This window comes from Allobrachymonas sp., assembly GCF_041912815.1.
Lineage (GTDB): Bacteria > Pseudomonadota > Gammaproteobacteria > Burkholderiales > Burkholderiaceae_C > Brachymonas.
The window spans coordinates 35,465-60,829 of sequence record NZ_JAYRLV010000015.1; the positions used below are offsets into that span (position 1 = coordinate 35,465).

Annotated in this window: 18 protein-coding genes and 1 pseudogene; 9 read left to right on the top strand and 10 right to left on the bottom strand. The window is 67.9% G+C overall.

Annotation, left to right across the window (positions count from 1 at the left end; translation table 11 throughout):
• Positions 1-69: 69 nt before the first annotated feature.
• The gene (locus ACE3P9_RS10425) at positions 70-687 is read right to left on the bottom strand and encodes a glutathione S-transferase family protein (RefSeq protein ID WP_374493969.1); all 618 of its coding nucleotides are present in this window, start codon (positions 685-687) and stop codon (positions 70-72) included.
• Between the two features lie 290 nt (positions 688-977).
• Here ACE3P9_RS10425 and purB point away from each other — a divergent pair, with 290 nt between their 5' ends.
• Positions 978-2,372: an adenylosuccinate lyase gene (gene purB / locus ACE3P9_RS10430; RefSeq protein ID WP_374493970.1), complete on the top strand. Its 1,395-nt coding sequence runs from the start codon at positions 978-980 to the stop codon at positions 2,370-2,372.
• A 147-nt stretch (positions 2,373-2,519) separates the two neighbouring features.
• Here the strand turns inward: purB and ACE3P9_RS10435 are convergent, their stop codons facing one another.
• The 4 genes from ACE3P9_RS10435 to ACE3P9_RS10450 all read right to left on the bottom strand — a co-directional run bounded on the left by ACE3P9_RS10435 (position 2,520) and on the right by ACE3P9_RS10450 (position 6,636).
• On the bottom strand, positions 2,520-3,830 hold the full coding sequence (locus ACE3P9_RS10435) for a tryptophan--tRNA ligase (protein WP_374493972.1): 1,311 nt from the start codon (positions 3,828-3,830) through the stop codon (positions 2,520-2,522).
• A 95-nt stretch (positions 3,831-3,925) separates the two neighbouring features.
• Entirely contained in the window at positions 3,926-4,828 is a 903-nt protein-coding gene (locus tag ACE3P9_RS10440) for an NAD(P)-dependent oxidoreductase (protein ID WP_374493974.1), read from the bottom strand.
• A 115-nt stretch (positions 4,829-4,943) separates the two neighbouring features.
• Complete coding sequence (locus ACE3P9_RS10445; protein WP_374493977.1) at positions 4,944-5,729, bottom strand: type IV pili methyl-accepting chemotaxis transducer N-terminal domain-containing protein; 786 nt, start codon at positions 5,727-5,729, stop codon at positions 4,944-4,946.
• A gap of 199 nt (positions 5,730-5,928) precedes the next feature.
• Positions 5,929-6,636 (bottom strand): dienelactone hydrolase family protein, encoded by a 708-nt coding sequence (locus ACE3P9_RS10450; protein WP_374493979.1) that lies wholly within the window; start codon positions 6,634-6,636, stop codon positions 5,929-5,931.
• Between the two features lie 340 nt (positions 6,637-6,976).
• On the opposite strand from ACE3P9_RS10450, the gene ACE3P9_RS10455 reads away from it, so the two are divergent.
• The 4 genes from ACE3P9_RS10455 (at position 6,977) to ACE3P9_RS10470 (ending at position 16,372) form a co-directional block, all read left to right on the top strand.
• Complete coding sequence (locus ACE3P9_RS10455) at positions 6,977-8,323, top strand: MdtA/MuxA family multidrug efflux RND transporter periplasmic adaptor subunit (protein ID WP_374493981.1); 1,347 nt, start codon at positions 6,977-6,979, stop codon at positions 8,321-8,323.
• A gap of 90 nt (positions 8,324-8,413) precedes the next feature.
• Positions 8,414-11,686, top strand: coding sequence for an efflux RND transporter permease subunit (locus tag ACE3P9_RS10460; RefSeq protein WP_374493982.1), 3,273 nt, complete (start codon positions 8,414-8,416; stop codon positions 11,684-11,686).
• A complete protein-coding gene (locus ACE3P9_RS10465) occupies positions 11,683-14,814 on the top strand; it encodes a multidrug efflux RND transporter permease subunit (RefSeq protein WP_374494006.1) in 3,132 nt (1,043 codons plus the stop codon). Before ACE3P9_RS10460 ends, ACE3P9_RS10465 begins: the two co-directional genes overlap by 4 nt.
• Positions 14,801-16,372, top strand: a complete 1,572-nt coding sequence (locus ACE3P9_RS10470) for an efflux transporter outer membrane subunit (RefSeq protein WP_374493984.1) — start codon at positions 14,801-14,803, stop codon at positions 16,370-16,372. The genes ACE3P9_RS10465 and ACE3P9_RS10470 overlap by 14 nt, the downstream gene beginning before the upstream one ends.
• Positions 16,373-16,498: 126 nt before the next feature.
• Here the strand turns inward: ACE3P9_RS10470 and ACE3P9_RS10475 are convergent, their stop codons facing one another.
• From ACE3P9_RS10475 to ACE3P9_RS10490, 4 genes are read right to left on the bottom strand one after another with little or no spacing between them, the layout of a single operon-like run.
• Positions 16,499-17,437, bottom strand: coding sequence for an alpha/beta hydrolase (locus ACE3P9_RS10475; protein WP_374493987.1), 939 nt, complete (start codon positions 17,435-17,437; stop codon positions 16,499-16,501).
• Between the two features lie 25 nt (positions 17,438-17,462).
• Positions 17,463-18,356 (bottom strand): sterol desaturase family protein, encoded by an 894-nt coding sequence (locus tag ACE3P9_RS10480; protein ID WP_374493990.1) that lies wholly within the window; start codon positions 18,354-18,356, stop codon positions 17,463-17,465.
• Between the two features lie 10 nt (positions 18,357-18,366).
• Entirely contained in the window at positions 18,367-18,759 is a 393-nt protein-coding gene (locus ACE3P9_RS10485) for a hypothetical protein (RefSeq protein WP_374493992.1), read from the bottom strand.
• Positions 18,760-18,802: 43 nt separating this feature from the next.
• Positions 18,803-19,324 (bottom strand): hypothetical protein, encoded by a 522-nt coding sequence (locus tag ACE3P9_RS10490; protein ID WP_374493994.1) that lies wholly within the window; start codon positions 19,322-19,324, stop codon positions 18,803-18,805.
• Between the two features lie 305 nt (positions 19,325-19,629).
• Between ACE3P9_RS10490 and ACE3P9_RS10495 the strand changes: the two genes are divergently transcribed.
• Entirely contained in the window at positions 19,630-20,385 is a 756-nt protein-coding gene (locus ACE3P9_RS10495) for a response regulator (RefSeq protein WP_374493997.1), read from the top strand.
• Positions 20,382-21,782, top strand: a complete 1,401-nt coding sequence (locus tag ACE3P9_RS10500) for an ATP-binding protein (protein ID WP_374493999.1) — start codon at positions 20,382-20,384, stop codon at positions 21,780-21,782. The genes ACE3P9_RS10495 and ACE3P9_RS10500 overlap by 4 nt, the downstream gene beginning before the upstream one ends.
• Here the strand turns inward: ACE3P9_RS10500 and ACE3P9_RS10505 are convergent.
• Positions 21,739-22,806, bottom strand: a complete 1,068-nt coding sequence (locus tag ACE3P9_RS10505) for a homocysteine S-methyltransferase family protein (protein ID WP_374494001.1) — start codon at positions 22,804-22,806, stop codon at positions 21,739-21,741. The two genes, ACE3P9_RS10500 and ACE3P9_RS10505, sit on opposite strands and share 44 nt — an antisense overlap.
• Positions 22,807-23,403: 597 nt before the next feature.
• Between ACE3P9_RS10505 and ACE3P9_RS10510 the strand changes: the two are divergent.
• Positions 23,404-24,138 (top strand): annotated as a pseudogene (locus ACE3P9_RS10510) (ESPR-type extended signal peptide-containing protein); the annotation flags it as partial.
• A gap of 75 nt (positions 24,139-24,213) precedes the next feature.
• Positions 24,214-25,365: beta strand repeat-containing protein (locus ACE3P9_RS10515; protein ID WP_374494008.1), on the top strand; the 1,152-nt coding region annotated here is incomplete at its 3' end.

The following is a 25,365-nucleotide window of genomic DNA, read 5'->3' on the forward strand; positions in this document are numbered from 1 at the left end:
CCCACTTGTCTCCTGACAAGGCCGGAGGGCGCCCCAGGCGGAACGGAAGCTGGCGGGAGGGGGCGACGCTCAGCCGGGCATGGTGTCGACGAAGCTCGGACGCTGTTCGAGCTTGGTCAGCAGCTGGGTCAGGGTGGGATGCCGGCTGCGCCAGTCCAGATCTGGGAAGCGGAAGCTCAGCCAGCCCAGTGCACAGCCGACGGCGATGTCGGCCAGGGTGGGGTGCACGCCGCCGATGCAGTAGGGCTTGTCGGCGAGGAGACGGGCCATTTCGGCCAGACCGGCATCCACCTTGTGCATCTGGCGCTCGATCCAGGGCTGACAGCGCTGCAGGGTGCTGCGGCCTTCCCATGTGGCTTCGAGACGGGCGGCGACGGCCGCATCCAGGACGCCATCGGCCAGGGCTTCCCAGACCTTGACTTCGAGCCGGTCGCGCGCCACGGACGGGATGAGCTTGCCTACGGGGCTCAGGGTGTCGAGGTATTCGACGATGACGCGCGAGTCGTAGACCATGTCACCGGCCTTGAGTTCGAGCACGGGGATCTTGCCCAGCGGATTGAGCGAGGTGATCTGGGTATCCGCCGCCCAGACGTTTTCGGGTACGAACTGGTATTCCAGCTTCTTTTCGGCCAGGACGGCGCGTACCTTGCGGACATAGGGACTGGTGGTGGAACCGTAGAGCTTCATGCGAAAACGAACCGGAGAGCTGCCTGATGAGGAGTAAACGATTGTATCGGGGTCGGCTGAAAGGGGGCAGGAAGAAGTGTAAATGCCGGGAAGGCACGCAGGAATGCAGCCCGCCGGGTCGGAATCGGGAGTTGCCGGGGGATGCGCTGCCTGTCTGCGAAGGAGGCCAGGTGCGATGCGGCGTGCATGCAACGGTAAGGTTCGGCCATTCGGGGGAGGTCGACAGGACATGTGGCACAAAACAAAGACAAAACAAAGCGTGAGCGAATGCAACAAATTACAATCAGCGAATGACTTCTACACCTCTCGAACTTACCCCACTCACCGCCATTTCTCCGCTGGATGGGCGGTATGCGGCCAAGTTGCGCCCTCTGCGCGCCAGCATGAGCGAATACGGCTACATGCGCTGCCGCGTGCAGGTCGAAGTGGCTTGGTTCATGGCCCTCAGCGATGCGGGCATGGAGCAGTTCAAGCCCCTGACGCCCGGGGCACGCAAGTATCTGCTGGAGCTGGTCAAGAATTTCTCCCTGGAGGATGCCAAGGCCATCAAGGACATCGAGAAGACCACCAACCATGACGTGAAGGCGGTCGAGTACTGGATCAAGAGCAAGTTCGACGGCCGTTCCGAGCTGCAGAACGCCTCCGAGTTTGTCCACTTTGCCTGCACGAGCGAGGACATCAACAACACCAGCCACGCCCTGCAGCTCAAGATGTGCCGCGAGCAGGTGCTCTTGCCCGGCATCGATGCGATCTGCACGACGCTGCGCGGCATGGCCCAGCAGTTTGCGGCCGTGTCCATGCTGAGCCGCACGCATGGCCAGACGGCCAGCCCGACCACGGTGGGCAAGGAACTGGCGAACGTGCTGGTGCGACTGGAGAAGGCGCGTGCCCGCATTGCAGGCGTGGCCCTGCTGGGCAAGATGAACGGTGCCGTGGGCAACTACAACGCCCACCTGAGCGCTGCGCCCGAGATCGACTGGGAATCCTTCAGCAAGGCAGTGGTGGAAACCGCCGAGCCGCTGGGTCTGGGGCTTACGTTCCAGCCCTACAGCATCCAGATCGAGCCGCACGACTACATGGCCGAGCTGTTCGATGCCGTGGCGCGGGCCAATACGATCCTGGTCGACTTCTCCCGCGATGTGTGGGGCTACATCAGCCTGGGGTATTTCAAGCAGCGGCTCAAGGAAGGGGAAATCGGCTCCTCGACCATGCCGCACAAGGTCAACCCCATCGATTTCGAGAATGCCGAGGGGAACTTCGGTCTGGCCAATGCCCTGCTGCGGCACTTGAGCGAAAAGCTGCCCGTGAGCCGCTGGCAGCGTGACCTGACGGATTCGACCGTGCTGCGCAACATGGGCGTGGCACTGGGCTATGCGATTCTGGGCCAGCAGTCGCTGCTGACGGGCATGGGCAAGCTGCAGATCAACGAAGAGCGCATTGCCGAAGATCTCGACCACGCCTGGGAAGTGCTGGCCGAGCCGATCCAGACCGTGATGCGCCGCTACGGTGTGCAGGGGGCCTACGAAAAGCTCAAGGCCGTGACGCGCGGCAAGACGGTGCATCCTGAGGATCTGCATGCCCTGATTCGTGGGCTGGAGATTCCCGAGTCCGAGAAGGAGCGCCTGCTGGAGATGACGCCGGCCACCTATGTCGGCAAGGCGGCAGAACTGGCACGTCGCGCCTGATCGACCGGGCGACGGACCCTGCAGAAAACCCCGGCACCGTGAGGTGGCCGGGGTTTTCTGTTGGTGGGCGTCTCTGCATGCGGTGCGGAACGCGCCGGTGACGGTGATGGCGCGCTCCGTGTGGCAGGAGTATCTCCTGCCTCCTGCTTATTCCTGCAGGGTGAGGAGCACGTCGAGGGCGCGGCGCACGGCGTGGAGCATGCCGTCCTGGGGGGGCTCGATCTGTTCGGCCAGGGTGTCGACGGCGGCGGCTCCGTGGGACTTGAGGTGGGCGATGGCGGCAGCGGCATCGCGCGGGTTGGCGTAGCCCTTGCTCTGCAGCAGGACGTCTCCGCGGGCGTTGGTCATCTTGAAGTAGAAGAGGCCGTCCTTTTCGCGGTACTGCTTGAAGACCGGGGGGGCCTCGGGGGCAGCAGACGGATCGGCCACCGGGACCGGGGCGGACTGGTGCAGTGCGGAGAGGCTGCGCAGGCCGGCTGCGGCGCGCAGCTCGCGCAGATAGGGAGCCGATTCCTCGCGGGCGCGGGTGGCGCCGGCCTGCAGGATGTCCTCGACCTGGGCCGGATGGGCCAGCAGGTCGGCGTAGCGTGCGCGCATGGGGGCGATTTCGCGGTCGATGCGCTCGAAGAGGGCGTGCTTGGCCTCGCCCCAGGCGATGCCCTGGGCATAGGCGTCGGCGAAGGCGGCGGTTTCTTCGGGGGTGGCAAAGGCGCGGTAGATCTGGAACAGGGCAGAGCCTTCGGTGTCCTTGGGTTCACCCGGAGCACGCGAGTCGGTCACGATGGAGAGGATGCGTCGGCGCAGCTCTTCCTGGGGCACGAACAGCGGGATGGTGTTGTCGTAGCTCTTGCTCATCTTGCGACCATCGAGGCCGGGGAGCACGGAGACCTGTTCGTCGACCTGGGCCTCGGGCAGAACGAGAAGGTCCTTGCCGTAGAGGTGGTTGAAGCTGGCTGCGATGTCGCGCGCCATTTCGAGATGCTGGATCTGGTCGCGGCCGACCGGGACCTTCTGGGCCTTGAACATGAGGATGTCGGCGGCCATGAGCACGGGGTACATGAACAGGCCGGCGGTGACGCCGTCATCGGCATCCTGACCGGCTTCGGTGTTGCGGTCGACGGCGGCCTTGTAGGCGTGGGCGCGGTTGAGCAGCCCCTTGCCGGTGACGCAGGTGAGCAGCCAGTTGAGCTCGGGGATTTCGTGGATGTCGCTCTGGCGGTAGAAGGTGACGCGTTCGGGATCCAGGCCCGAGGCGAGCCAGGTGGCTGCGATTTCGAGGGTGGAGCGCTGCACGCGCACCGGATCGCTGCATTTGATGAGGGCGTGGTAGTCGGCCAGGAAATAGTAGCTGCGCACATCGGAGCGCAGGCTGGCCTGCACGGCCGGGCGGATGGCACCGACGTAGTTGCCCAGGTGGGGGGTGCCGGTGGTGTTGATGCCGGTGAGATAGCGGATCATGGAGTGCGGGAGATACGGAAGGTGGGGTCGACAGGGTCGACAAGCCCCGATTATCTCCCGCCCGCTCCGCTTGCGCAGGCCTGCGGGTGAGGGGCCTACTTGAGCCGCGTGATGAGGCTGGATGTGTCCCAGCGGTTTCCGCCGGCGGCCTGTACGTCGGCATAGAACTGGTCGACCAGGGCGGTGACGGGCAGGCGGGCGGCATTGTGGCGTGCCTCGTCGAGCACGAGGCCGAGGTCCTTGCGCATCCAGTCCACGGCAAAGCCGAAGTCGAAGCGGCCCTCGACCATGGTCTGGCCACGGTTGTCGAGCTGCCAGCTCTGGGCGGCTCCCTGTCCGATGGCCGAGAGCACGAGGGCCATGTCGAGGCCGGCCTTCTGGCCGAAGGCGATGGCCTCGGCCAGGCCCTGCACCAGTCCGGCGATGCAGATCTGGTTGACCATCTTGGCGAGCTGGCCGGTGCCGGTGCCGCCCATGAGGGTGCAGGCCCTGGCATAGGCGCCGAGCACGGGCACGACCTGATCGAAGGTGGCCTGCTCCGCGCCGCACAGCACGGTGAGCTGGCCGTTTTCGGCTCCGGCCTGTCCCCCGGAGACGGGGGCATCCATGAAGTGGAGCCGCTCTTCGCGTGCAGCCGCGTCGAGCTCGCGGGCGACGCGGGCCGAGGCGGTGGTGTGGTCGACGAACACGGCGCCGGCGTCCATGCCGGCAAAGGCGCCGTCAGGGCCGAGCACCACGCTGCGCAGGTCGTCGTCGTTGCCCACACAGCAGCAGACGATGCGGGCGCCGCTGGCCGCCTCGCGCGGGGTGGGGGCGTGCCGGCCGCCGAATTCCGCGCTCCATGCCTGGGCCTTGGCTGCGGTGCGGTTGTAGACCGTGACGCGGTGACCGGCGCGGGCAAGGTGGCCCGCCATGGGGTAGCCCATGACGCCCAGCCCGATGAATGCAACGTCGGTGGGAGGAACGGGAGTGTAGTCGCGGGCGGCAATGCGGGACATGATGGCGGAACCTCGGACAGGGAAAAGACTGCAGAAAAGGGGAGTGGCTGCAGCCATGGTAACGAAAAACCCCGGCCATGGCCGGGGTGAGCGAGGGGATGTGCCGAAGGGCGGGTCAGCCGAGGGCTGCGTACATGGCCGTGGCGTTGTTGAGCACGGTGAGGATGTTTTCGCTCGTGCTGAACACTTCCTGGTAGTGACGGGGGTTGGGGCCGTCCTTCATGCTGTCGATGGCGGCGTTGAAGAACAGCCACTGCGTGGCGGCCATCTGCAGCTCGCGCTTGATGCGCGGGGTGGCCTGCGGGGCGTTGCGCAGGGTGTCGAAGGCCTTGAGGTACTCGTTGCGGGCCACGCTGATCTCGTTCTGGGCCTGGGCGGCACCGATCTTGGCCATGGAGGCGTAATACAGCATGGCCATGCGCTGGGACAGCATCCGCTCGCGGCCGGAGATGTTCACCAGGCGGCCGATGGGCGAGGTGGACGTGCCTTCGAGCAGCTGGGTGGCGCGCTGGGCGGCAGCCAGGACGGGAGCCGACAGGGAGACGACCTTGGCGCCTCCATTGATGGAAGGCGCTGCGCTGGTGAGTGCAGCCCGGTAGGGAACCCATGCCGCAGCCATCTGCTGCACGGCCTGGGCAAAGGCCGGGGTAGCGGCCGTGGTGCGCAGCTCGGCCAGACTCTGGTCGAACAGCTGCACCGACTGTGTCAGGACCGCACGGGGTTTGGCGGCGGGCACGCCCAGCGCCAGGGCCAGATAGGCCTTGGCACAGCGCTGCGTCAGCATCCGCTGGCGGCCGGATTTGTTGATGGCGTCACTGAGGGCGCTGGCGGTGGACCAGCCGGGCACGCTGAAGGCAGTCAGCGCAAGGCCCAGGGTGAATGTGCGTCGTTGAAAAGTCATGGTTGTGGTGGCTCCCTGTCGGATACCGGCTCCCCCATGGCCTGGAACATGACCTTCCATCAGGGCCGGAAAACGGAAAGAAATAATAGCATTGGCGCATATTCAGAATATGTAATTTGCATTTTTGCCAAATGCCTGCGCGCGGAGTGCCGAGGATTTTCCGATTTTCCGTTTTCAGCCTGCCAAGCGGTGCCAGGGATCAGGCCCCGAGTGCCTGCCGGAGCGCCTCCAGCGTGCGCTGGTGGGCCAGGGTGGCGGCGGCGGCATCGTAGTGGTCGCCGCGCGGGCGGGCGAAGGCGTGGTGCATGCCGGGATAGTCGTAGAGGGTGACCTGGGGATTGCCTGCGGTGGCGGCGTGCAGGGTCTGCTGTTCGGCGGGGGTGCTGAATTCGTCCTGTGCGGCCAGATGCAGCACGAGGCGGCCGTGCATCTGCGGCAGCTCGTCGAGCGCGCTGGAGATGCCGACGCCGTAGTACCCGACGGAGACGGCGGCATCGGTGCGGCAGGCAGCGAGATAGGCCATCTTGCCGCCGAGGCAGTAGCCCACCACGCCGACCTGCGGGTGGCCGGCGCATTCCGGCAGGGCGCGAACCTGCTGCAGGGTGGCGGCGATGTCCTGGGCCCCGACGTCCTGGTCGAAGTTCTGCATGAAGGCCATGGCGCGTTCCCAGTCCTCGGGGGTGTAGCCGAGCTCGACATCGGGTTCGAGGCGCCAGAAAAGGTCGGGCACCACGGCCACGTATCCGTCGCGGGCGAACTGGTCGGCTAGGGCGCGCATGGCGGCGTTCACGCCGAAGATTTCCTGGCAGAGGACCACGGCGGGACCCCGTCCGCTGGGCGGGGTGGCGAGGTAGCCATGGAAGGTGCCGGTGCCATCGGGGGACTGGATGTCGATGATGCGTGTCATGAAAGGCTCCTGGAAAAGGGAAGTGCAGAGAGCGCGGCGGGCGGAGAGGGCGCCGGCGGGTCAACTCAGGACACTATAGAGAGTTTTGACGGCCATACGCAAATGTTGGCGGCCTGAAGCGGGCAGAACCTTGAGCCAGCGCAGACGGCGGCCAGCGATGGGGCTGGCAGAAAATGATGACAGCGCATGACCGGCACGGTGCGCGCAGGGGTGGGGAACTTTATGATGGCGGCGGGTTCCAACCCCGCGCGTGGCGGGTGTCGATGGATGCCCGGATGGCGCTCCGGGGCCGCACTTCGTGCGGAAGGGGCGCGAGCTGCGATTTTTCAGAAAGCGTTTCATGGCCGAGACTGTCGCCGCAAGGCGTTTTTCCCGCTTCTCGAGGGCTGCCGTGGTGGCAGCGCTGTCCCTGGCAGCCGGCGGGGGCTGGTGGTGGATGCACCGGGCTGCTGCCTCGGGAGCCGAAGGAGCGGCGTCGGCCGCGTCCGGGGGCAAGGGGGGCGGCCGCAGTGGGGCCGTGGCGGTGGGCGTGGCGCCCGTGGTGCGTGGCGATGCGCCCCAGCAGCTCTCGGCGCTGGGCACGGTGACGGCCAGCAACAGTGCGGTGGTGCGTGCGCAGATCACGGGGCCGTTGCAGCAGGTGCTGTTCCACGAGGGGGACTGGGTGCGCAAGGGGCAGGTGCTGGCGGTGATCGATCCGAGGCCGCAGCAGGCTGCGCTCATGCAGGCCGAGGGGCAGCTGCAGCGCGACCAGGCCCTGCTGGCCAATGCGCGCAATGATCTGCGGCGCTACCGCGAGCTGCAGGCGCTCAATGCGATTGCCACGCAGCAGGTGGATACGCAGGCGTCGCTGGTGCGGCAGTACGAGGGCACGGTGCGACTCGATCAGGGAGCGGTGGCGACGGCGCGCGTGAACCTGTCGTACACGCGCGTGGTGGCACCGGCGACCGGCCGGGCCGGGCTGCGGCAGGTGGATCCGGGCAACATGGTGACGCCGTCGGACACGAACGGGCTGGTGACGCTCACGCAGACGCAGCCCATTCATGTGCTGTTTGCCCTGCCGGAGGCGGACGTGGAGCGGCTGCAGCAGGCGCGGGGGGCCCATCCGGGTCTCCGAGCGGAGGCATGGAGCCGCGACAACACCCAGCGGCTGGCCGAGGGCACGCTGCTGGCGGTGGACAACCAGATCAACACCAGCACGGGGACGCTGAGTCTCAAGGCGCGGTTCGACAATGTGGGCAACCAGCTGTTTCCCAACCAGTTCGTCAATGTGCGGCTCGATCTGGGCGCGATTCCACAGGCGGTGATGGTGCCGACGGCGGCGATCCAGATGGGCAAGGTGGGGAGCTATGTGTACCGGGTCAATGCCGATGGCACGGTGAGTGTCCAGGCGGTGACGATCGGGCCGGTGTCGGGCACGAATACGGTGATCGCCCAGGGGCTGCAGCCGGGACAGCTGGTGGTGGTTGATGGGCATGACAAGCTGCGCGACGGGGCCCGCATCCAGCGGGTGGACCGTTCGGCGCAGCGGGCGGCGGCGTTCTCGGGGGCTGGACGTGCCGGGTATGGCGGCGGCCATCGCGGGAGCGCAGCTTCGGCGCCGGGGGGCGGAGCCTCGGCTTCAGGGGCGGCGGCTGCCGGAACCGCGCCGGGGGCCTCGGCTGCCCGCCGGGCTGCGAGCCACTGACCGGGGCCGTGCCGGCGTGTGGCTCCTTTCTCCCTTTTTCTGCAGCTGCATGTTCAGACTGCTTCTGACTGACCCGCGCGAGGCTGCGGCATGAATCCTTCCCGCCATTTCATTCTCCGGCCGGTGGCCACGACGCTGCTGATGCTGGCCATTGTGCTCAGCGGGCTGGTGGCCTGGCGCCTGCTGCCGATTTCGGCCCTGCCGGAGGTGGACTATCCCACCATCCAGGTGGTGACGCTGTATCCGGGGGCGAGCCCCGATGTGATGGGGTCGTCGGTCACGGCGCCGCTGGAGCGGCAGTTCGGGCAGATGCCGGGGCTCACGCAGATGACGTCGAGCAGCTCGGGGGGCTCGTCGGTGATCACGCTGCAGTTCGGGCTCGATCTCTCGCTCGATGTGGCCGAGCAGGAGGTGCAGGCGGCGATCAATGCGGCCAATACCCTGCTGCCGAGCGATCTGCCGAATCCGCCGATCTACAACAAGGTCAATCCGGCCGATACGCCCATCATCAGCATTGCGGTGACCTCCTCCACGCTGCCGCTCACGCAGCTGCAGGATCTGGCCGATACGCGGCTGGCGCAGAAGCTCTCGCAGGTGTCGGGGGTGGGGCTGGTGAGCATTGCGGGCGGGCAGCGGCCGGCGGTGCGGGTGCAGGCCAGTCCGCAGGCGCTGGCGGCGCGCGGGCTCACGCTGGCCGATGTGCGCACGGCGGTGGCGGCGGCCAATGTGAATGCGCCCAAGGGGAGTTTTGACGGGGCGTTCCAGGCGTCGACCATCGACGCCAACGACCAGCTCCGTTCGGCTGCCGACTACCGGGGGCTGATTGTGGGGAGTGCGTCCACCACGTCCACCGCCACGACGGGCGGCAGCAGCACCGCCGGCACCACCACCAGCAGCACGGCGACACAGGCGGTGGGGGCCACGGCCGGGTCGGGCGGGAGCGTGACGCGGCTCTCCGATGTGGCGCGGGTGATCGACGGGGCCGAGAACGTGCGGCTCGGGGCCTGGGCAGGGCAGCAGCCGGCCATCATTCTCAACGTGCAGCGGCAGCCCGGGGCGAACGTGATCGAGGTGACGGACCGCATCAAGGCGCTGCTGCCGCAGCTGCAGGCCACGCTGCCGGGGGCGGTGCAGGTGCGCGTGCTCAGCGACCGCACCCAGACCATCCGCGCTTCGGTGGAGGACACCGAGTTCGAGCTGCTGCTGTCGATCGTGCTGGTGGTGGGGGTGATCTTCGTGTTCCTGCGCAGTGTGGCGGCGACGGTGATTCCGGCGGTGGCGGTGCCGCTGTCGCTGGTGGGCACGCTGGGGGTGATGTATCTGGCGGGCTTCTCGATCAACAACCTCACGCTCATGGCGCTCACCATTGCCACGGGGTTCGTGGTCGATGACGCGATCGTGATGATCGAGAACATTGCACGCTACATCGAGGCGGGAGAGACGCCGCTGCAGGCCGCGCTCAAGGGGGCGGGGCAGATCGGTTTCACGATCATCTCGCTCACGGTGTCGCTCATTGCGGTGCTGATTCCGCTGCTGTTCATGGGCGATGTGGTGGGGCGGCTGTTCCGCGAGTTTGCCATCACGCTGTCGGTGACGATTCTGGTGTCGGCGGTGGTGTCGCTCACGCTCACGCCGATGATGTGCGCGCGCCTGCTGCGGCATGTGCCGGCCGAGCGGCAGAGCCGCTTCTACCATGCGGCCGGGAACCTGTTCGACCGGCTGGCTGCCGGCTACGGGCGGCTGCTGGAAGTGGTGCTGCGCCATCAGCCGCTCACGCTGCTGGTGGCGGTGGGCACCATGGTGCTCACGGTGGTGCTGTATGCGGTGGTGCCCAAGGGGTTCTTTCCGCTGCAGGACACGGGCGTGCTGCAGGGGGTGACGGAGGCGCCGGGAGCGGTGTCCTACGGGGCCATGGCCACGCTGCAGGAGCGGCTCGCCGGCCGGGTGATGGAAGATCCGGCCGTGCAGGGGGTGACGTCCTTTGTGGGGGTGGACGGCACCAACGCCACGCTCAATGCGGGGCGGCTGCAGATCATGCTCAGGCCCAAGGGCGAGCGCGACGACATCCGTACCGTCATGGCGCGGCTGCAGCGCATGGCGGCCGACATGCCGGACGCGCCCGCGCTGTACCTGCAGCCGGTGCAGGATCTGACCATCGACACCTCGGTGGGGCGCACGCAGTACCAGTTCACGCTGCAGAGTCCCCAGGCGGCCGAGCTGTCGCAGTGGGTGCCGCAGCTGGTGGCGCGCCTGCGCCGGCTGCCGGAGCTGGCCGATGTGACGAGCGACATGGCCGACGATGGGCAGCAGGCCTATGTGCGGATCAACCGCGATGCGGCTTCGCGGCTCGGCATCACCACGGCGGCCATCGACAATGCGCTCTACGACGCCTTTGGCCAGCGGCTGATCTCGACCATCTTCACACAGACCAACCAGTACCGCGTGGTGCTGGAGGCCGACCCGGCGCTGCACGGGGGGCTGCCCTCGCTCAAGGGCATCTATGTGGCCAGCGGCAGCGGCACGCCGGTGACGCTCGATGCGGTGGCGACGATCGAGCCGCGCCGCGCACCGCTGGCGCTGCACCATCTGGGGCAGTTTCCGGTGGCGACCGTGTCCTTCAACCTGGCGCACGGGGCCTCGCTGGGCGGGGCGGTGCGCGCCATTGAATCGGCCGAGTCGGCCATCGGCATGCCGGTGGGCATCGACACGCGGTTCCAGGGGGCGGCCATGGCCTTCCAGGCCTCGCTCACGAGCACGCTGTGGCTGATTCTGGCGGCGGTGGTGACGGTGTACATCGTGCTCGGGGTGCTGTACGAGAGCTATGTGCACCCGATCACGATTCTCTCGACGCTGCCGTCGGCGGGCATCGGGGCGCTGCTGGCGCTGCTCATGGCGGGCGATGACCTGAGCGTGATTGCCATCATCGGCATCATTCTGCTCATCGGCATCGTCAAGAAGAACGCGATCATGATGGTGGACTTTGCTCTGGAGGCCGAGCGCGAGCAGGGCCTTGCGCCCGAGGCGGCCATCACCCAGGCCTGCCTGCTGCGGCTGCGCCCGATTCTGATGACCACGCTGGCGGCGCTGCTCGGGGCGCTGCCGCTGCTGCTGGGCTCGGGCATGGGCAGCGAGCTGCGCAACCCGCTGGGCGTGACCATGGTGGGGGGACTGCTGATGAGCCAGCTGCTCACGCTCTTTACCACGCCCGTGATCTACCTGTGGTTCGACCGGCTCGGTGCGCGGCTGCGCCGCAGGGCGGCGGCAGGAGGGGTGACTGGGGCTGGTGTCGGTGCGGACGCAGCGGCTGCGGGTGCGTCTTCCGGCACGGCGCCGGGCGGAGCGGCCGGGCGGGGAGAGGGCTGATGCTGTCCGAGACTTTCATCCGCCGGCCGGTGGCGACCGTGCTGCTCACGCTGGCGGTGGTGCTGGCGGGGGTGGTGGCGTTCCGGCTGTTGCCGGTGGCGCCGCTGCCGCAGGTGGATTTCCCCACCATCCAGGTGCGGGCGAGCCTGCCGGGGGCGAGCCCCGAGACCATGGCGGCCACGGTGGCCACGCCGCTGGAGCGGGCGCTGGGGCGCATTGCCGGGGTGAGCGAGATCACCTCCACCAGCACGCTGGGCAGCTCCAGCGTCACGCTGCAGTTCGACCTGAGCCGCGACATCAACGGCGCGGCGCGCGATGTGCAGGCGGCCATCAACGCGGCGCGGGGCCTGCTGCCCACGGGCATGCCGGGCAACCCGACCTACCGCAAGGCCAATCCGGCCGATGCGCCGATCATGATCATCGGGCTCACGTCGCGGTCGCTCACGCCGGGGCAGATGTACGACGCGGCCGACACCATCATCGGGCAGAAGCTGCTGCAGATCGAGGGCATCGGCGATGTGACCGTGGGCGGGGGGGCTCAGCCGGCGGTGCGGGTCGAGACCAACCCGCTGCAGCTTTCGCGCTACGGCATCAGCCTGGAGTCGGTGCGCACGACCATTGCGGGCACCAACGCGAACCGGCCCAAGGGCGTGGTGCAGGGGGGCGACCGCCTGTGGCAGGTGCAGGCCAACGACCAGGCCACGCATGCGGCCGACTATCTGCCACTCATCGTGGGCTACAGCAAGGGCGGGGCCGTGCGGCTCTCCGACGTGGCGGCGGTGCGCGACGGGGTGGTGGATCTGCGCAACGCGGGGCTGGTCAACGGCGAGCCGGGCGTGATGCTGATCCTGTTCCGGCAGCCGGGGGCCAACATCATCGCGACCATCGAACGGGTCAAGGCCGCGCTGCCACGGCTGCAGGCCGAGATTCCGGCCGCGATCCACATGCAGGTGGTCATGGACCGCAGTCCCACCATCCGGGCCGCGCTCAGCGACGTGGAGCGTTCGCTCCTGATCTCGGTGGGGTTGGTGATTCTGGTGGTCTACCTGTTCCTGCGCAACGGGCGGGCTACGGCCATTCCGGCGATTGCGGTGCCGGTGTCGCTCATCGGCACCTTTGCCGTGATGTATCTGGCCGGCTTCTCGCTCAACAACCTGAGCCTCATGGCGCTGACGATTGCCACGGGCTTCGTGGTGGATGACGCCATCGTGGTGCTGGAGAACATCGCGCGGCATCTGGAGCAGGGGGAGCAGCCCTTCGAGGCGGCCATTGCCGGGGTGCGCGAGGTAGGGTTCACGGTGCTGTCGATGAGCGTGTCGCTGATTGCGGTGTTCACGCCCATTCTGCTCATGGGGGGCATCGTGGGGCGGCTGTTCCACGAGTTCGCGGTCACGCTTTCCACGGCCATTCTGGTGTCGCTGGCGGTGTCGCTCACCACCACGCCCATGCTGTGCGCGCGCTGGCTGCGGCCTCGTGCGGCGGCTGGAGAGCTGCCCCCGCGCGAGAATCTGCTGCTGCGCTGGAGCGGCCGCGCGCTCGACGCCATGCAACGCGGCTACCGCCGTTCGCTGGGCTGGGCGCTGGGGCATGGGGCGTTCATGCTGGGGCTGCTGGCTGCCACCATCGTGTTCACCGGCTATCTGTACGTGGTGGTGCCCAAGGGCTTCTTTCCGCAGCAGGACACGGGGCGCCTGATGGGCACGCTCAAGGCGGACCAGAACATCTCCTTTCAGGCCATGCGCGGCAAGCTGCAGAGCGTGATGGCCCAGGTGCGCACCGATCCGGCGGTGGACACGGTGGTGGGTTTCACCGGCGGGGGCAACCGCAACGAGGCCCGCATGTTCGTGGGGCTCAAGCCGCTGGCCGAGCGCCGCGTCAATGCCGACGAGGTGATCGCGCGGCTGCGGCGCAAGCTCGCGCACGAGCCCGGGGCACAGCTCTTTCTGCAGTCGGTGCAGGACATCCGCATGGGCGGGCGTCCGGCCAATGCCCAGTACCAGTACACCCTGCAGGGCGACAGTCTGGAGGAGCTGCGCGACTGGACGCCGCGCGTGCAGCATGCGCTCGAATCGGTGCCCATGCTCAAGGATCTCAGCTCCGACCAGGATGCGCGCGGCCTGCAGACCACGCTGGTGTTCGACCACGACAGCATGGCGCGGCTGGGCGTGACCCAGCAGCAGGCCGACAGCATTCTGTACGACGCCTTCGGGCAGCGGCAGGTCTCGACCATCTACAACGCGCTCAACCAGTACCACGTGGTGCTGGAGGTGGCGCCGGAGTTCTGGCAGAGCCCGCAGGCGCTGGAGAACATCTACTTCACCAGCCGCACCGGCCAGCCGCTGCCACTGTCGGCCATTGCCCGCTGGCAGCCCGACAACACCGCGCTCTCCGTCAGCCACCAGAGCCAGTTCGCGGCGAGCACCCTGTCGTTCAACCTGCCGCAGGGCGTGTCGCTGTCGCAGGCCACGGCGGCGGTGGACCGCGCGGTGGCGGCGGTGGGGCTGCCGAGCGCGATCCACGGCAGCTTCCAGGGGACGGCCAAATCGTTCCAGAGCTCGCTCGACAGCCAGCCGATGCTCATTCTCGCGGCGCTGGTGGCCGTGTACATCGTGCTGGGCATGCTCTACGAGAGCTGGGTGCATCCGCTCACCATTCTGTCCACGCTGCCTTCGGCCGGGGTGGGGGCGCTGCTGGCGCTCATGGCCTTCGGCAGCCAGTTCGACGTGATCGCGCTCATCGGGGTGCTGCTGCTCATCGGCATCGTCAAGAAGAACGCCATCATGATGGTGGACTTCGCCATCACGGCCGAACGCGAGCGTCAGCTCGATCCGCGCGAGGCCATTCAGGAAGCATGCCTGCTGCGGTTCCGCCCCATCATGATGACCACCTCCGCTGCGCTGCTGGGGGCGCTGCCGCTGGCACTCGGACGCGGGGACGGGGCCGAGATGCGCCAGCCGCTCGGCATCGCCATTGTGGGCGGGCTGCTCCTGAGCCAGCTGCTCACGCTCTACACCACCCCGATCGTTTATCTCCATCTCGACCGGCTGCGGCTGGCGGTGCGTGCTCGCCTCGCCCGCCGCCGCGCGGGTCCTGCCGCCGAAGAGGCCTCCTCCCATGCGTCCGTCTGAGTCTGATCCGTTTTTCCGTTGTTCCCGGCTGCGTCCTGGGGCCCTGACGGCGCTGGGCGTGGCCCTGGCGGCTGCTCTGGCCGGCTGTGCCGTGGGGCCCGACTACCACCGGCCCGATGCCCCCCTGTCCGACCATTACCGGGAAGATGTGCCCGCGCCTGCGGCTGCTGCATCGGCCCGGGCGCTGACCGATGCCGGCATCTGGGTGCCGGCCACTCCGGCCGATACGGCCCCGCGCGGTGAGTGGTGGCGCGTGTTCGGAGATGCCACGCTCGACCGGCTCGAGCAGCAGCTCCTGCAGGGCAACCAGACACTCGCCGAGTACGAGGCGCAGTACCGGGCCGCGCAGGCGCTGCTGCAGCAGGCCCAGGGAGGGCTGTGGCCCACGCTCGGGCTGTCGGGCTCGGCCGCGCGCAGCCACAGCACGCCCGGCGGAGCTACCGCCAGCGTCTATGCCACCGGCCTGAGCGCAAGCTGGGAGCCGGACCTGTGGGGCAGCGTGCGCCGCAGCATCGAGAGCCAGCGTGGCAAGGTGCAGGCCAGCGCGGCCCAGCTGGCCGGGGCACGCCTGAGCCTGCAGGCCCAGCTGGCCACCGCCTATCTGCAGCTTGTGGTCACCGACCGCCAGCTCGCGCAGCTCCGCCAGAGCGTGGACACGCTGCAGGCCATGCTCACCTTCACGCGCCACCAGCTCAAGGCCGGCGTGGTAGCCCCGGACACCGTGGCGCAGGCCGAGGCCCAGGTGCGGTCGCAGCAGGCCCAATGGGTCGCCAGACAGCTCACCCGCGCCCAGCTGGAGCATGCCATTGCGGCCACGCTGGGGGTGCCGCCGGCCGGGTTCGCGCTGCCGGCCGCGCATGCCCCCCTCACCCTGCCGTACATTCCGCCGGGGCTGCCGTCCACGCTGCTGCAGCGCCGGCCGGACATTGCGGCAGCCGAGCGGACCATGGCGGCTGCCAATGCGCAGATCGGAGTGGCCGAGGCGGCGTACTTTCCTTCGCTCACGCTCAGCGGCAGCAGTGGCTTCAGCGGATCGGCCCTGTCGGGGCTGCTCTCGGCGCCGCAGCATGTGTGGTCGCTGGGGGCGGCGCTGGCGGCTTCGCTGATCGACGGCGGCCAGCGCCGGGCGGCCGTGGCCAATGCCGGTGCGACCTACGACGCGAGCGTGGCCGCATATCGCCAGACCGTGCTGTCGGCCCTGCAGGGCGTCGAAGACAATCTCGCCGCCCAGCGCATCCTCACCGAGGAGGAACAGCAGCAGGCCGCCGCCGTGGCCGCTGCGCGGCAGGCCGAAACCGTGATCCAGCACCAGTACCGCTACGGCATGGTGAGCTATCTGGCCGTGCTCACGGCGCAGAACACCCGGCTCACGGCAGAGAACACCCTCTGGAGCGTGCGCAACAGCCAGTACACCGCTGCCGTGGCCCTCATTGCGGCGCTGGGCGGGGGCTGGGGGCCGCTCACACCGCAGGCAGAATCGGCCGCCGCGCAGGCTGCAGGTACCGCAGGCGTACCCGCTGCCGCCGCGTCTGGTGCGGCGACGATGCCCGGGGCCTGATCGGGGAGGTCAGAACCGACATGGCTGCGAGGGGCGGAGCGTGGCGAGGCCATGCCCGTCCGGCCGCTGCGCCGCATCAATCGACCTTCACAGCCCCCATGCCTTCTGACGGGGCGGGGGCGTGAGTCAGCGCAGCCCGAGCGAGGCTGCAAAACGGTCCACGGCCTCGGTGTAGGGGCCGGGCAGCCCCAGCAGGGCGTTGATGTCGCGGTGCGACAGCGGCTGCGGCAGCACCTCGGTCCGCACGCCACGGGTCTGGGCAGCTTTCGCCATGCGGCGTGCGTCGCGGCAGGGAGCATCCGGCCGCACGGTCGAGCACACCAGCAGCATCGGGGACGCGCCGGGGGCGAGCCGGTCGGCGGGGGACAGAGCCTGCCAGTCCCGGGGATCGGCGCCGAAGACTCGGTCATAGAAACGCCAGTGGCGCTGCGCCATCACGGCAGGCAGATCGAGCGCGGCACTGTCGAGCAGCACCGTGCCGCGCCAGCGGCGCACTCCCATGGCCCGGAACGCCGAGGGCTGGGCCGCGAGCAGCGCCGCCAGATGCGCACCGGCCGAATGCCCCATGAGCAGCACCCGGTCCGGGTCGGCTCCCCAGTCCGCCGCTCCACGCTGGGCCCGTGCCAGGGCAGCGGCCACGTCCTGCAGCTGGTCGGCCACCGTCACCCGGGGCACCAGCCGGTAGCCGACCGACACCATCGCCCAGCCGCGTTCCGCCACCCAGTGCGTGAGCTTGGCAGGCAGGCGGGCAGCACGTACCCGGTCGCCGGCCATCCAGGCCCCGCCATGCACGAACACCAGCATCGGCGTCCGGCCGGGATGGGGGTGGGCGGGCAGGTACACATCGATGCGCTGGCGGGCATCGGGGCCATAGGGCACATCGGGCAGGCGGCGCACACCGGCCGGCAGGGCCGATGCGGAGCCGGGCAGGGCGTCCTGCTCGTCGAGGCCCGAGGCCCATGCCCCCTGTGCCTGCACGGCCGTGCCGCAGCAGGTGGCGCCCAGACCCAGCGCCAGCAGCAGGGCGGCCGAAGCCGGGCGGAATCGGAATGCGGCAGATGGCATGGCAGGTGCTCCCGGTGGAAAAAGGTCAGCGATGCGGCGCCGGGCCGGGTGGGCCGAACAGCACGGCCCAGCGGCTGCGTCCGGCTGGCGGATGCCGCAGGTCGCGCAGCAGGCGCTCCCATTCGCGGAAGGCAATGATGAGCGGATTGTGGCTCACGAGCGGATCGGTCAGCCCGAATCGGGGCACCACGTCCGGCCGCCGCGCCACAAAGCTGCCGAAGAGCCGGTCGAACACGATCAGCACCCCGCCATAGTTGCAGTCCAGGTATTCCGGATTGCAGGCGTGGTGCACCGCATGGTGCGTCGGGGTGTTGAACACCCATTCGAGCGGGCCCAGCGACGGAATCCAGGGCGCGTGCAGCCAGAACTGGTAGAGCAGGTTGGCTGCCACCATGCCGAACACCGCCCACGGCGCAAACCCCAGCCACAGCAGCGGCGCAAAAAACAGTCCCGATCCCGTGAGCTTGCCCGTCCACCCCAGCCGCAGCGCCGCCGCCAGCGTGAGCGTGGGAGACGAGTGATGCACCGCATGCGTCGCCCAGAACCACCGCACCCGGTGGGCCATGCGGTGGTAGACGTAGTAGCACAGCTCCTCGCCCAGCAGCAGGGCGATCCAGGCCCCGGGGCCCGCCATCGACCAGGTGTGCACCCGGTGCGCCCAGGCCCACAGCAGCACCGGCGTCGCCAGCGACAGCCCCAGCGCATCCACGCTGCGGCGCGCCACCAGATCGGCCAGCGAGGCGGCCGAGGCGCGCCAGTCATAGCCCGGCCCCCGTCCGTGCCGATGCCGTACCGTCAGCACCACGCCCTCCAGCGTGGCAGCCACCAGCACCGTGGCCAGCAGGGCGGCCAGCCAGAGCCGCGCATGGGGCGGCATCGCTTCGGCAGGCATGGGGCCATGCAGCAGCCACAGGAACATGGCGGGCTCCTCAGGGTGCCAGACCCATGCCGCCGGCCGCCTTGCCGCCCCGGCGCCGGGCCATCTGCTGTGCGGCGTAGGCCTCGATGTCCTGCAGGCTCACGCTGCCCGTGTGCGCCGTGTCGATGGCTTCGAAGTGGCTCGCCACCCAGGGCATGTGCCCCTCGGCCTCCTGGCGGGTGAGGCGCCCGTCGTGGTTGGCGTCTGCGGCGGCAAAGCGTTTCTGCAGGGCACCCTGCAGGCGCGCGATGCGTGCATCCGACGGCGCTCCTGCGGTGGCTGGCGCGGCCGTAGGTGTCTGGGCCTCGGCCAGCAGCGCCGTGGCCCCAAGGGCCAGCGCCACCCCGGCCCGCATCAGCCGGCTCCGCGTCGAAGAGAGAAATATCGGTGTCGTGAACGGCATGACAGCTCCTTGAAAAAACAAGCGGGTTCCCATCTGCCCCGCCTCAGCGGCAGGCCGTCACGGCGCCCGAGGCGTCGTAGCAGGTGGCGCTGTGCGTCAGCCCGGTGCTGTTGCTGTACGAGGTGCTGCTGTTCACCGTCTTGCCCGTCACGGCATTGGTGGCGTTGGTGGTGCGGCTCTGCGAGACCGTGCCGTCCGCATTGCGCGTGGCGCTGCCTGAGCTCTGCACCGTGCTGCCCTGGGCGCTCGTCGCGCTCAGGCCGCTGCGGTGGGTGACCGAGCCATCCGCCCCCACCGTGGTGGTGCCGGCCCGTGCGCCATAGCCTCCCTGGGCACCGTGCACTGCCATGCCGCTCACGGCCGTGGCGCCCCCCGCGTTATTGGTGGTGACGCCGCGACCCCGCACCATCGAGCCGCGCGCTCCGCTGTAGCCCGACACCGTGCCCGCTGTCACACCGCCCTGCGCATTGGGGCGGGCATAGCGCAGCCGCGCGGCCTCTGCCTGACTGGCCGCCAGGGCCAGCACCATGATGACTCCCACCGGGATTGCACGACGCATCGACATGATCAACTCCTTGAGGCGGCCAACCCGCCGCCCAGCCTGACGTGATGAACGGAGCCGCCGCCTCCTGTCGTGGCCCATCGCCCGGCAGGAACCGCCGCTCCACCGGACCGCAGAGCTCCTGATGGAGGCTCCCTCGGTCCGCACCCTCACTGTCGCAGCCAGATGTGAGCAGCGCGTGAGCGCCACCCCCTGCTTCATGAGCGGACGTGACGGCAGGCCCCCGCTGTCACGGTTTGTCATCATCCGGGCGCCGTCCGTGCCGGAGGGCAGGGCGCCTGTGGCGAGCCCGCCGCTATCATGGCGCCATGAACGACGCCCTGGCCCGCATCCTGATCGCCGACGACGAGGCAGATCTCCGCGCGCTCCTGCAGCGCTACCTGGGAGACCACGGCTGTGCCGTGCGCACCGTCGCCGGCGCGGCCGACGTCGACCGTCTGCTCGCCCGCGAACGCTTCGACGTGCTCGTGCTCGACGTGATGATGCCGGGCGAGGACGGCCTGTCCGTCTGCCGCCGCCTGCGCGCCCAGGGCGAAACCATCCCCATCCTCATGCTCACCGCACGGGGCGATCCGCTCGACCGCATCATCGGCCTCGAAATGGGTGCCGACGACTACCTGCCCAAGCCCTTCGAGCCGCGCGAGCTCCTCGCCCGCATCCAGGCCCTGGTGCGCCGCCAGCGCCTGCTCGGGGCCTACGAAGGGGCCGCCCCCGCACAGGGCACCCTCACCTTCGGGCGCTACACCCTCGATCTCGATGCCCGCCGCCTGCTGCGCCTCACCCCCGCGGGCGACCCCCAGGACATTCCCCTCACCAGCGCCGAATATGCCCTCCTGCGCACACTGGCGCAGCACCCCCGCCGTACACTCGGGCGCGACCGCCTGATGGCCCTGGCACGCGGCCCCGAACACGCCGCCACCGATCGCAGCATCGACGTGCAGATCATGCGCCTGCGCAAGCTCATCGAAGCCGATCCTGCCCGTCCGCAGCACATCCGCACCATCTGGGGGGCGGGCTACATGTTCGTGCCCGACGGCGCCGATGCGCCGGACACCCGCGCATGAGCCTCCTGCCCCGCACCCTGCTGGGCCGCAACCTGCTGCTCATCGTGGCCCTCGTCGTGCTCGGGCAGATCGTGGGCGGACTGCTCGTGCGCGAGCTGCTGTTCAAGCCGCGGCTCGACCAGGTTGCTGCAGGGCTGGCGCACACCGTCGACGGTCTGCGCAGCGGTCTGGTGGGCCTGCCTCCCCAGGAGCGTGCCGCCTTTGTCGCCCGCTTCAATGCCCAGCAGCCTCCGGTATCCGTGCCTGTGGCCTCGCGCGAGACAGATCCCTCCTGGACCGAGCTCGCCCCGCTGGAGCGGCTCATGGTGCGTGCCGTCTCCCGGCATCTTGCCGTGCAGGGGGCAGATGTCATCTGGCGGCGCGAGGCGGGCGGCACGCTGGCGCTGCGCATCCCGCTCGACGGCGTCGACTACTGGGTCATGCTGCCGGGCGTGCTGCCGGTGCAGACCTTCACGGGCGCCTGGCTGTCCGCTTCCCTGGCCGGTGCCGTGCTGGCGCTCATCGGGGCCCTGCTCATCCAGCGGCACCTGCATCGCCCCCTGACCGACCTGACCCGCGCCGCGCGGCAGGTGGCGCAGGGGCATGATCCTGCCGCCCTGCCGGTGCAGGGCCCGCGCGAAATCGCCACCCTGGCCGCCAGCTTCAACCACATGGCCCGCAGCCTGCGACAGGCCGATCGGCAGCGCGCCCTCATGCTGGCAGGCATCTCCCACGACCTGCGCACCCCGCTCACCAAGCTGCGCCTCGGCATCGAAATCCTGCGCGAGCCCGCAGGCCCCGAGCTGGCCGCCCGCATGGAGCGCAGCATCGCCGAAATGGATGCCATCGTCGGCCAGTTCCTCGACTTTGCCCGCGCCGACGAAGACGAGCCCCTCACCTCCGTGGCCATCGACGCCCTGGCGCGCGAGGTGGCCCACACCTGCACCACCCAGGGCCAGCCCGTGCAGGTAGAGCAATGCCCCCTCTCGCACCCTAGTTTTCAGGCCCATCCCCGGCTGCTGCGGCGTGCCGTCATCAACCTGCTCGAAAACGCCTGGCGCCACGGCCAGCCACCCGTCATCCTGCGCACCGGCGGGGACGCCACCTGCTGCTGGATCGAGGTGGAAGACCACGGCCCCGGCATTGCGCCGGCCGATGCCCACCGGCTGCGGCAGCCCTTCGTGCGGGGCGAACCCGCGCGCGGCGGCGCTGCGCCCAAGGGAGCGGGGCTGGGACTGTCCATCGTGGAGCGCGCCGCCCGTGTGCATGGCGGCACGCTCGACCTGCTGCAGGCTCCTGCCGGCACGGGCCTGCGGGCACGTCTGTCCCTGCCGCGGCAGGAGCCCTTGCCGTCGCCCCCGGCTCCTCCGGTCCTTACTCCCGGCCGAAGCGGGCCAGCGTCACCCCCCGCGGCCTGAGCGGTTGCACCGCGTGGCCGATGGCGGCAATGTGGTCGGGCGTGGTGCCGCAGCATCCGCCCACGATGTTCACAAGCCCTTCCTCGGCAAACTCGTGAATCAGGCGGCTCGTCACATCGGGCGTTTCGTCAAACCCCGTCTCGCTCATGGGGTTGGGCAGGCCCGCATTGGGGTAGCAGCTCACGAACGTGTCGCCCGCCACCCGGTTGAGCTCCTGAATATAGGGGCGCATCAGCGCCGCCCCCAGCGCGCAGTTCAGCCCGATCGCCAGCGGCTGCACATGCCGCACGCTGTACCAGAACGCGCTCACCGTCTGCCCGCTCAGAATGCGTCCCGAGGCATCCGTCACCGTCCCGCTGATCATGATCGGCAGGTTCTCGCCGCTTTCCGCAAAATACTGCTCGATCGCGAACAGCGCTGCCTTGGCATTGAGCGTGTCGAAGATCGTCTCCACCAGCAGCAGATCCACCCCGCCCTCCACCAGCGCTTCCACCTGCTCGTGGTAGGACGCGCGCAGCGTCTCGAAATCCACGTTGCGTGCCCCCGGATCGTTCACATCCGGGCTGATGCTCGCCGTGCGCGGCGTGGGGCCCAGCGCCCCGGCCACAAAGCGCGGCTTCTCCGGCGTGCTGTAGCGGTCGGCCGCCTCGCGGGCCACCCGCGCCGACGCCAGATTCATCTCGCGCGCCAGCTCGGCCATGCCGTAATCCTCCTGCGCGATCCGTGTCGCCCCGAAGGTGTTCGTCTCGATGATGTCTGCCCCAGCCGCCAGATACCCCTCATGGATCTGCCGGATCACATCGGGCCGTGTCACGCTCAGCAGCTCGTTGTTGCCCTTCACGTCGCGCGGAAAATCGCGGAACCGCGCATATGCCGCCGCATCCGGTCCCCCCTCGCCCCGGTACTGCGCCTCCGTGAGCCGGAAGCGCTGCACCATCGTCCCCATCGCCCCGTCAAGCACAGCAATGCGCTGGCGCAGGATATCGGGAAGGGCTTGGGCACGGGTATAGGTAGGCAGAGTCATGCCCCGATTGTAAAAGCCCCTCCCATCTCCTGCCCCCGGTAGGGGCGGGCACAGGGCAGCACCACGCTGTTCAGAATTTCCCCATGCGGTCTGAAACGCCACGCATCGCTGAGCAGTGGGTAACCCCTTTCGGGATGGGGCCGCACACGTCCTTCCATGTGGCGCAACGAGTGCTGAGCATTCGCTAACCCCATGATTATGAAAGATTAATTTCTTTCGTGTGCAGGCGTTCATGCGCTCTCCGAGCACGCGATGTGTCTGCAGAACACCACAGTGCATCACATCCCCTTACAGGCAACTTACTTAATTTTTACTACATGAAACACAAAAAATTAATGTTCATACATGTTTCGTTCTTGATACGGGTATCCTAGGCAACGAGCGAATGCCTAAAAAAGAAGCAAATTCGACGCATCTTCTGGAGAGGTTCTGAGGACCCATCGAGAAGCGTGGGAAAGGCGGTTGTTATGCCCGTTGCGTTGAATTTGTCACGCTTGCGCGCTCTCTCCGCATGAAGAGAAGGTCTGGTCGTCATGCGTCGTAATTAAAGTGTGCAGGAAAGCAACCCTGCATTACACCCTCCCGAGGATTCCCCCTATGAACAAGATCTACCGCACCGTCTACAACGAATCGACCGGCACCTGGATGGCCGTGTCCGAGCTGGGCAAGGGACACATGCCGGCATCCAGCAGTGGTGTGTCGGCGCGCGGCGCGTCATGGGTTCTGCGCCCGCTGGTCATGGCCATGGGCATGGTGTTTGGGGGGCTGGGAAGCGCTTACGCCCAAAATGCTTACTGTGTGGATAGCACAAGACAAGTCAATACCTTGGGATATACCACAACGGGAGCGACAAATGGGACTGTCTGTGGAGCTCTGGCGATTATTGGGGGAAATCAAAGTGCTGCATATGGAATCAGTGCAGCAGCCACAGGCGATCAATCCACGGCGGTAGGAAACAATGCCATGGCACGTGGCAATAGCAGTATCGCGATCGGTGGAGATGACGTTAATAGGATTGCGAGCACGAACTATACCGCAACGGTCAATGGCACATCTGTGACAGCCACAGGTGCTTCCCTGTTTACCCAATTTACCGGCAGTACGGCGATCGCAGTGAATACGTTTTATGCGGCCACTGCTGGAGATGCATCTATTGCCTTGGGGGCCCAGGCGCGATCTGGTGCTGTTAATAATGGCCCTTTTGGGACAGATACTTATTCGAACACAGGGGTATTCGATATTTCCATTGGGACGCAGGCATATTCTTCTGGATTCGCGTCGATTGCCATTGGCACGGGAGCCACTGCCAATGCAGATACTGCTTTTGCTTTTGGCCCCAATGCGCGTGCCACAGCTGCAGCAAGTATGGCTTACGGCACGTCTGCAATAGCATCGGCGTCGAATACTGTGGCTATCGGCAATTCCTCGGTGAGCAGTGGAGTGGGAGCCGTCAGCCTGGGCGATCATGCCAACGCCACTGCCGCGCAAGCCATTTCGGTAGGGGTTGGAGCCAACGCCACCGGTGTTAATGCGATTGCGATTGGAAATACTGCACAAGCCAAAGCTGCCAACGCCATTTCCATTGGGGCAGGCAATATTGTGACCGGGCAGAATTCCGGCGCCATCGGCGGTCCCACCACCATCGTGGGCAGTGGCACCTATTCGATCGGCAACAACAACGGCACGGTTCAGTCGAACAATTCCGGCATCTTCGGCAACACCAACACGGCCAACACCGTGGGGGCGGGCAACATCCGCATCGTCGGCAATGGCAACACCGTGCAGTCGGCCAATGCCATGGTCATGGGCAACAACGTCACCGTGGCCTCTGGGCTCGACGGTGCAGTGGTGCTTGGCAACAATTCCACGGTGTCTGCATCGACTCCCACCAGTTCCGCCACAGTCGGTGGCGTCACCTATGGCACCTTTGCCGGCAGCACGCCTGCCACGGGAGGGGTAGTGAGCGTGGGCAGTGCGGCTGCTCCCCGTCAGATTCAGAACGTGGCTGCGGGCCAGATCAGTGCCACCAGTACCGATGCCATCAACGGCAGTCAGCTCTATGCCACCGATGTGGCCGTGGGCAATCTGGCCAACAGCACGGCCTCGGCTCTGGGCGGCGGTGCGTCTGTCAGCTCTACTGGCGCAATCACTGCGCCGAGCTACACCATAGTGACCAATCCCGCCACCGGAGTCACCGGCACCTACAGCAACGTGGGAGCGGCGCTGAGCGCAGTCAGCACGGCGGCCTCGCAGCCACTCACCTTCACGGGCAACAGCGGAAGCACAGCCCAGAAACTCGGCAGCACCCTGTCGGTCACGGGAGGAGCGAGCACGGCGGGCAGCTACAGCGATGCGAACATCAAGACCGTGGTGAGCGCCAACGCCATCGACATCCAGATGTCGACCACCCCTGTGTTCACCAGCGTCACCACCAGCAACGCCACGGGCACCACCGTGACGAGCGGCAGCGGAGTCACCATCACGCCCACGAGCGGCAACGCAGTGAGCCTCACCACCGCGGGCCTCAACAATGGTGGCAACACCATCACCAACGTGGCA

Coding starts and splice junctions, on each gene's coding strand:
- ACE3P9_RS10425 (WP_374493969.1), bottom strand. CDS start 687: ATGAAGCTCTACGGTTCCACCACCAGTCCCTATGTCCGCAAGGTACGC.
- purB (WP_374493970.1), top strand. CDS start 978: ATGACTTCTACACCTCTCGAACTTACCCCACTCACCGCCATTTCTCCG.
- ACE3P9_RS10435 (WP_374493972.1), bottom strand. CDS start 3,830: ATGATCCGCTATCTCACCGGCATCAACACCACCGGCACCCCCCACCTG.
- ACE3P9_RS10440 (WP_374493974.1), bottom strand. CDS start 4,828: ATGTCCCGCATTGCCGCCCGCGACTACACTCCCGTTCCTCCCACCGAC.
- ACE3P9_RS10445 (WP_374493977.1), bottom strand. CDS start 5,729: ATGACTTTTCAACGACGCACATTCACCCTGGGCCTTGCGCTGACTGCC.
- ACE3P9_RS10450 (WP_374493979.1), bottom strand. CDS start 6,636: ATGACACGCATCATCGACATCCAGTCCCCCGATGGCACCGGCACCTTC.
- ACE3P9_RS10455 (WP_374493981.1), top strand. CDS start 6,977: ATGGCCGAGACTGTCGCCGCAAGGCGTTTTTCCCGCTTCTCGAGGGCT.
- ACE3P9_RS10460 (WP_374493982.1), top strand. CDS start 8,414: ATGAATCCTTCCCGCCATTTCATTCTCCGGCCGGTGGCCACGACGCTG.
- ACE3P9_RS10470 (WP_374493984.1), top strand. CDS start 14,801: ATGCGTCCGTCTGAGTCTGATCCGTTTTTCCGTTGTTCCCGGCTGCGT.
- ACE3P9_RS10475 (WP_374493987.1), bottom strand. CDS start 17,437: ATGCCATCTGCCGCATTCCGATTCCGCCCGGCTTCGGCCGCCCTGCTG.
- ACE3P9_RS10480 (WP_374493990.1), bottom strand. CDS start 18,356: ATGTTCCTGTGGCTGCTGCATGGCCCCATGCCTGCCGAAGCGATGCCG.
- ACE3P9_RS10485 (WP_374493992.1), bottom strand. CDS start 18,759: ATGCCGTTCACGACACCGATATTTCTCTCTTCGACGCGGAGCCGGCTG.
- ACE3P9_RS10490 (WP_374493994.1), bottom strand. CDS start 19,324: ATGTCGATGCGTCGTGCAATCCCGGTGGGAGTCATCATGGTGCTGGCC.
- ACE3P9_RS10495 (WP_374493997.1), top strand. CDS start 19,630: ATGAACGACGCCCTGGCCCGCATCCTGATCGCCGACGACGAGGCAGAT.
- ACE3P9_RS10500 (WP_374493999.1), top strand. CDS start 20,382: ATGAGCCTCCTGCCCCGCACCCTGCTGGGCCGCAACCTGCTGCTCATC.
- ACE3P9_RS10505 (WP_374494001.1), bottom strand. CDS start 22,806: ATGACTCTGCCTACCTATACCCGTGCCCAAGCCCTTCCCGATATCCTG.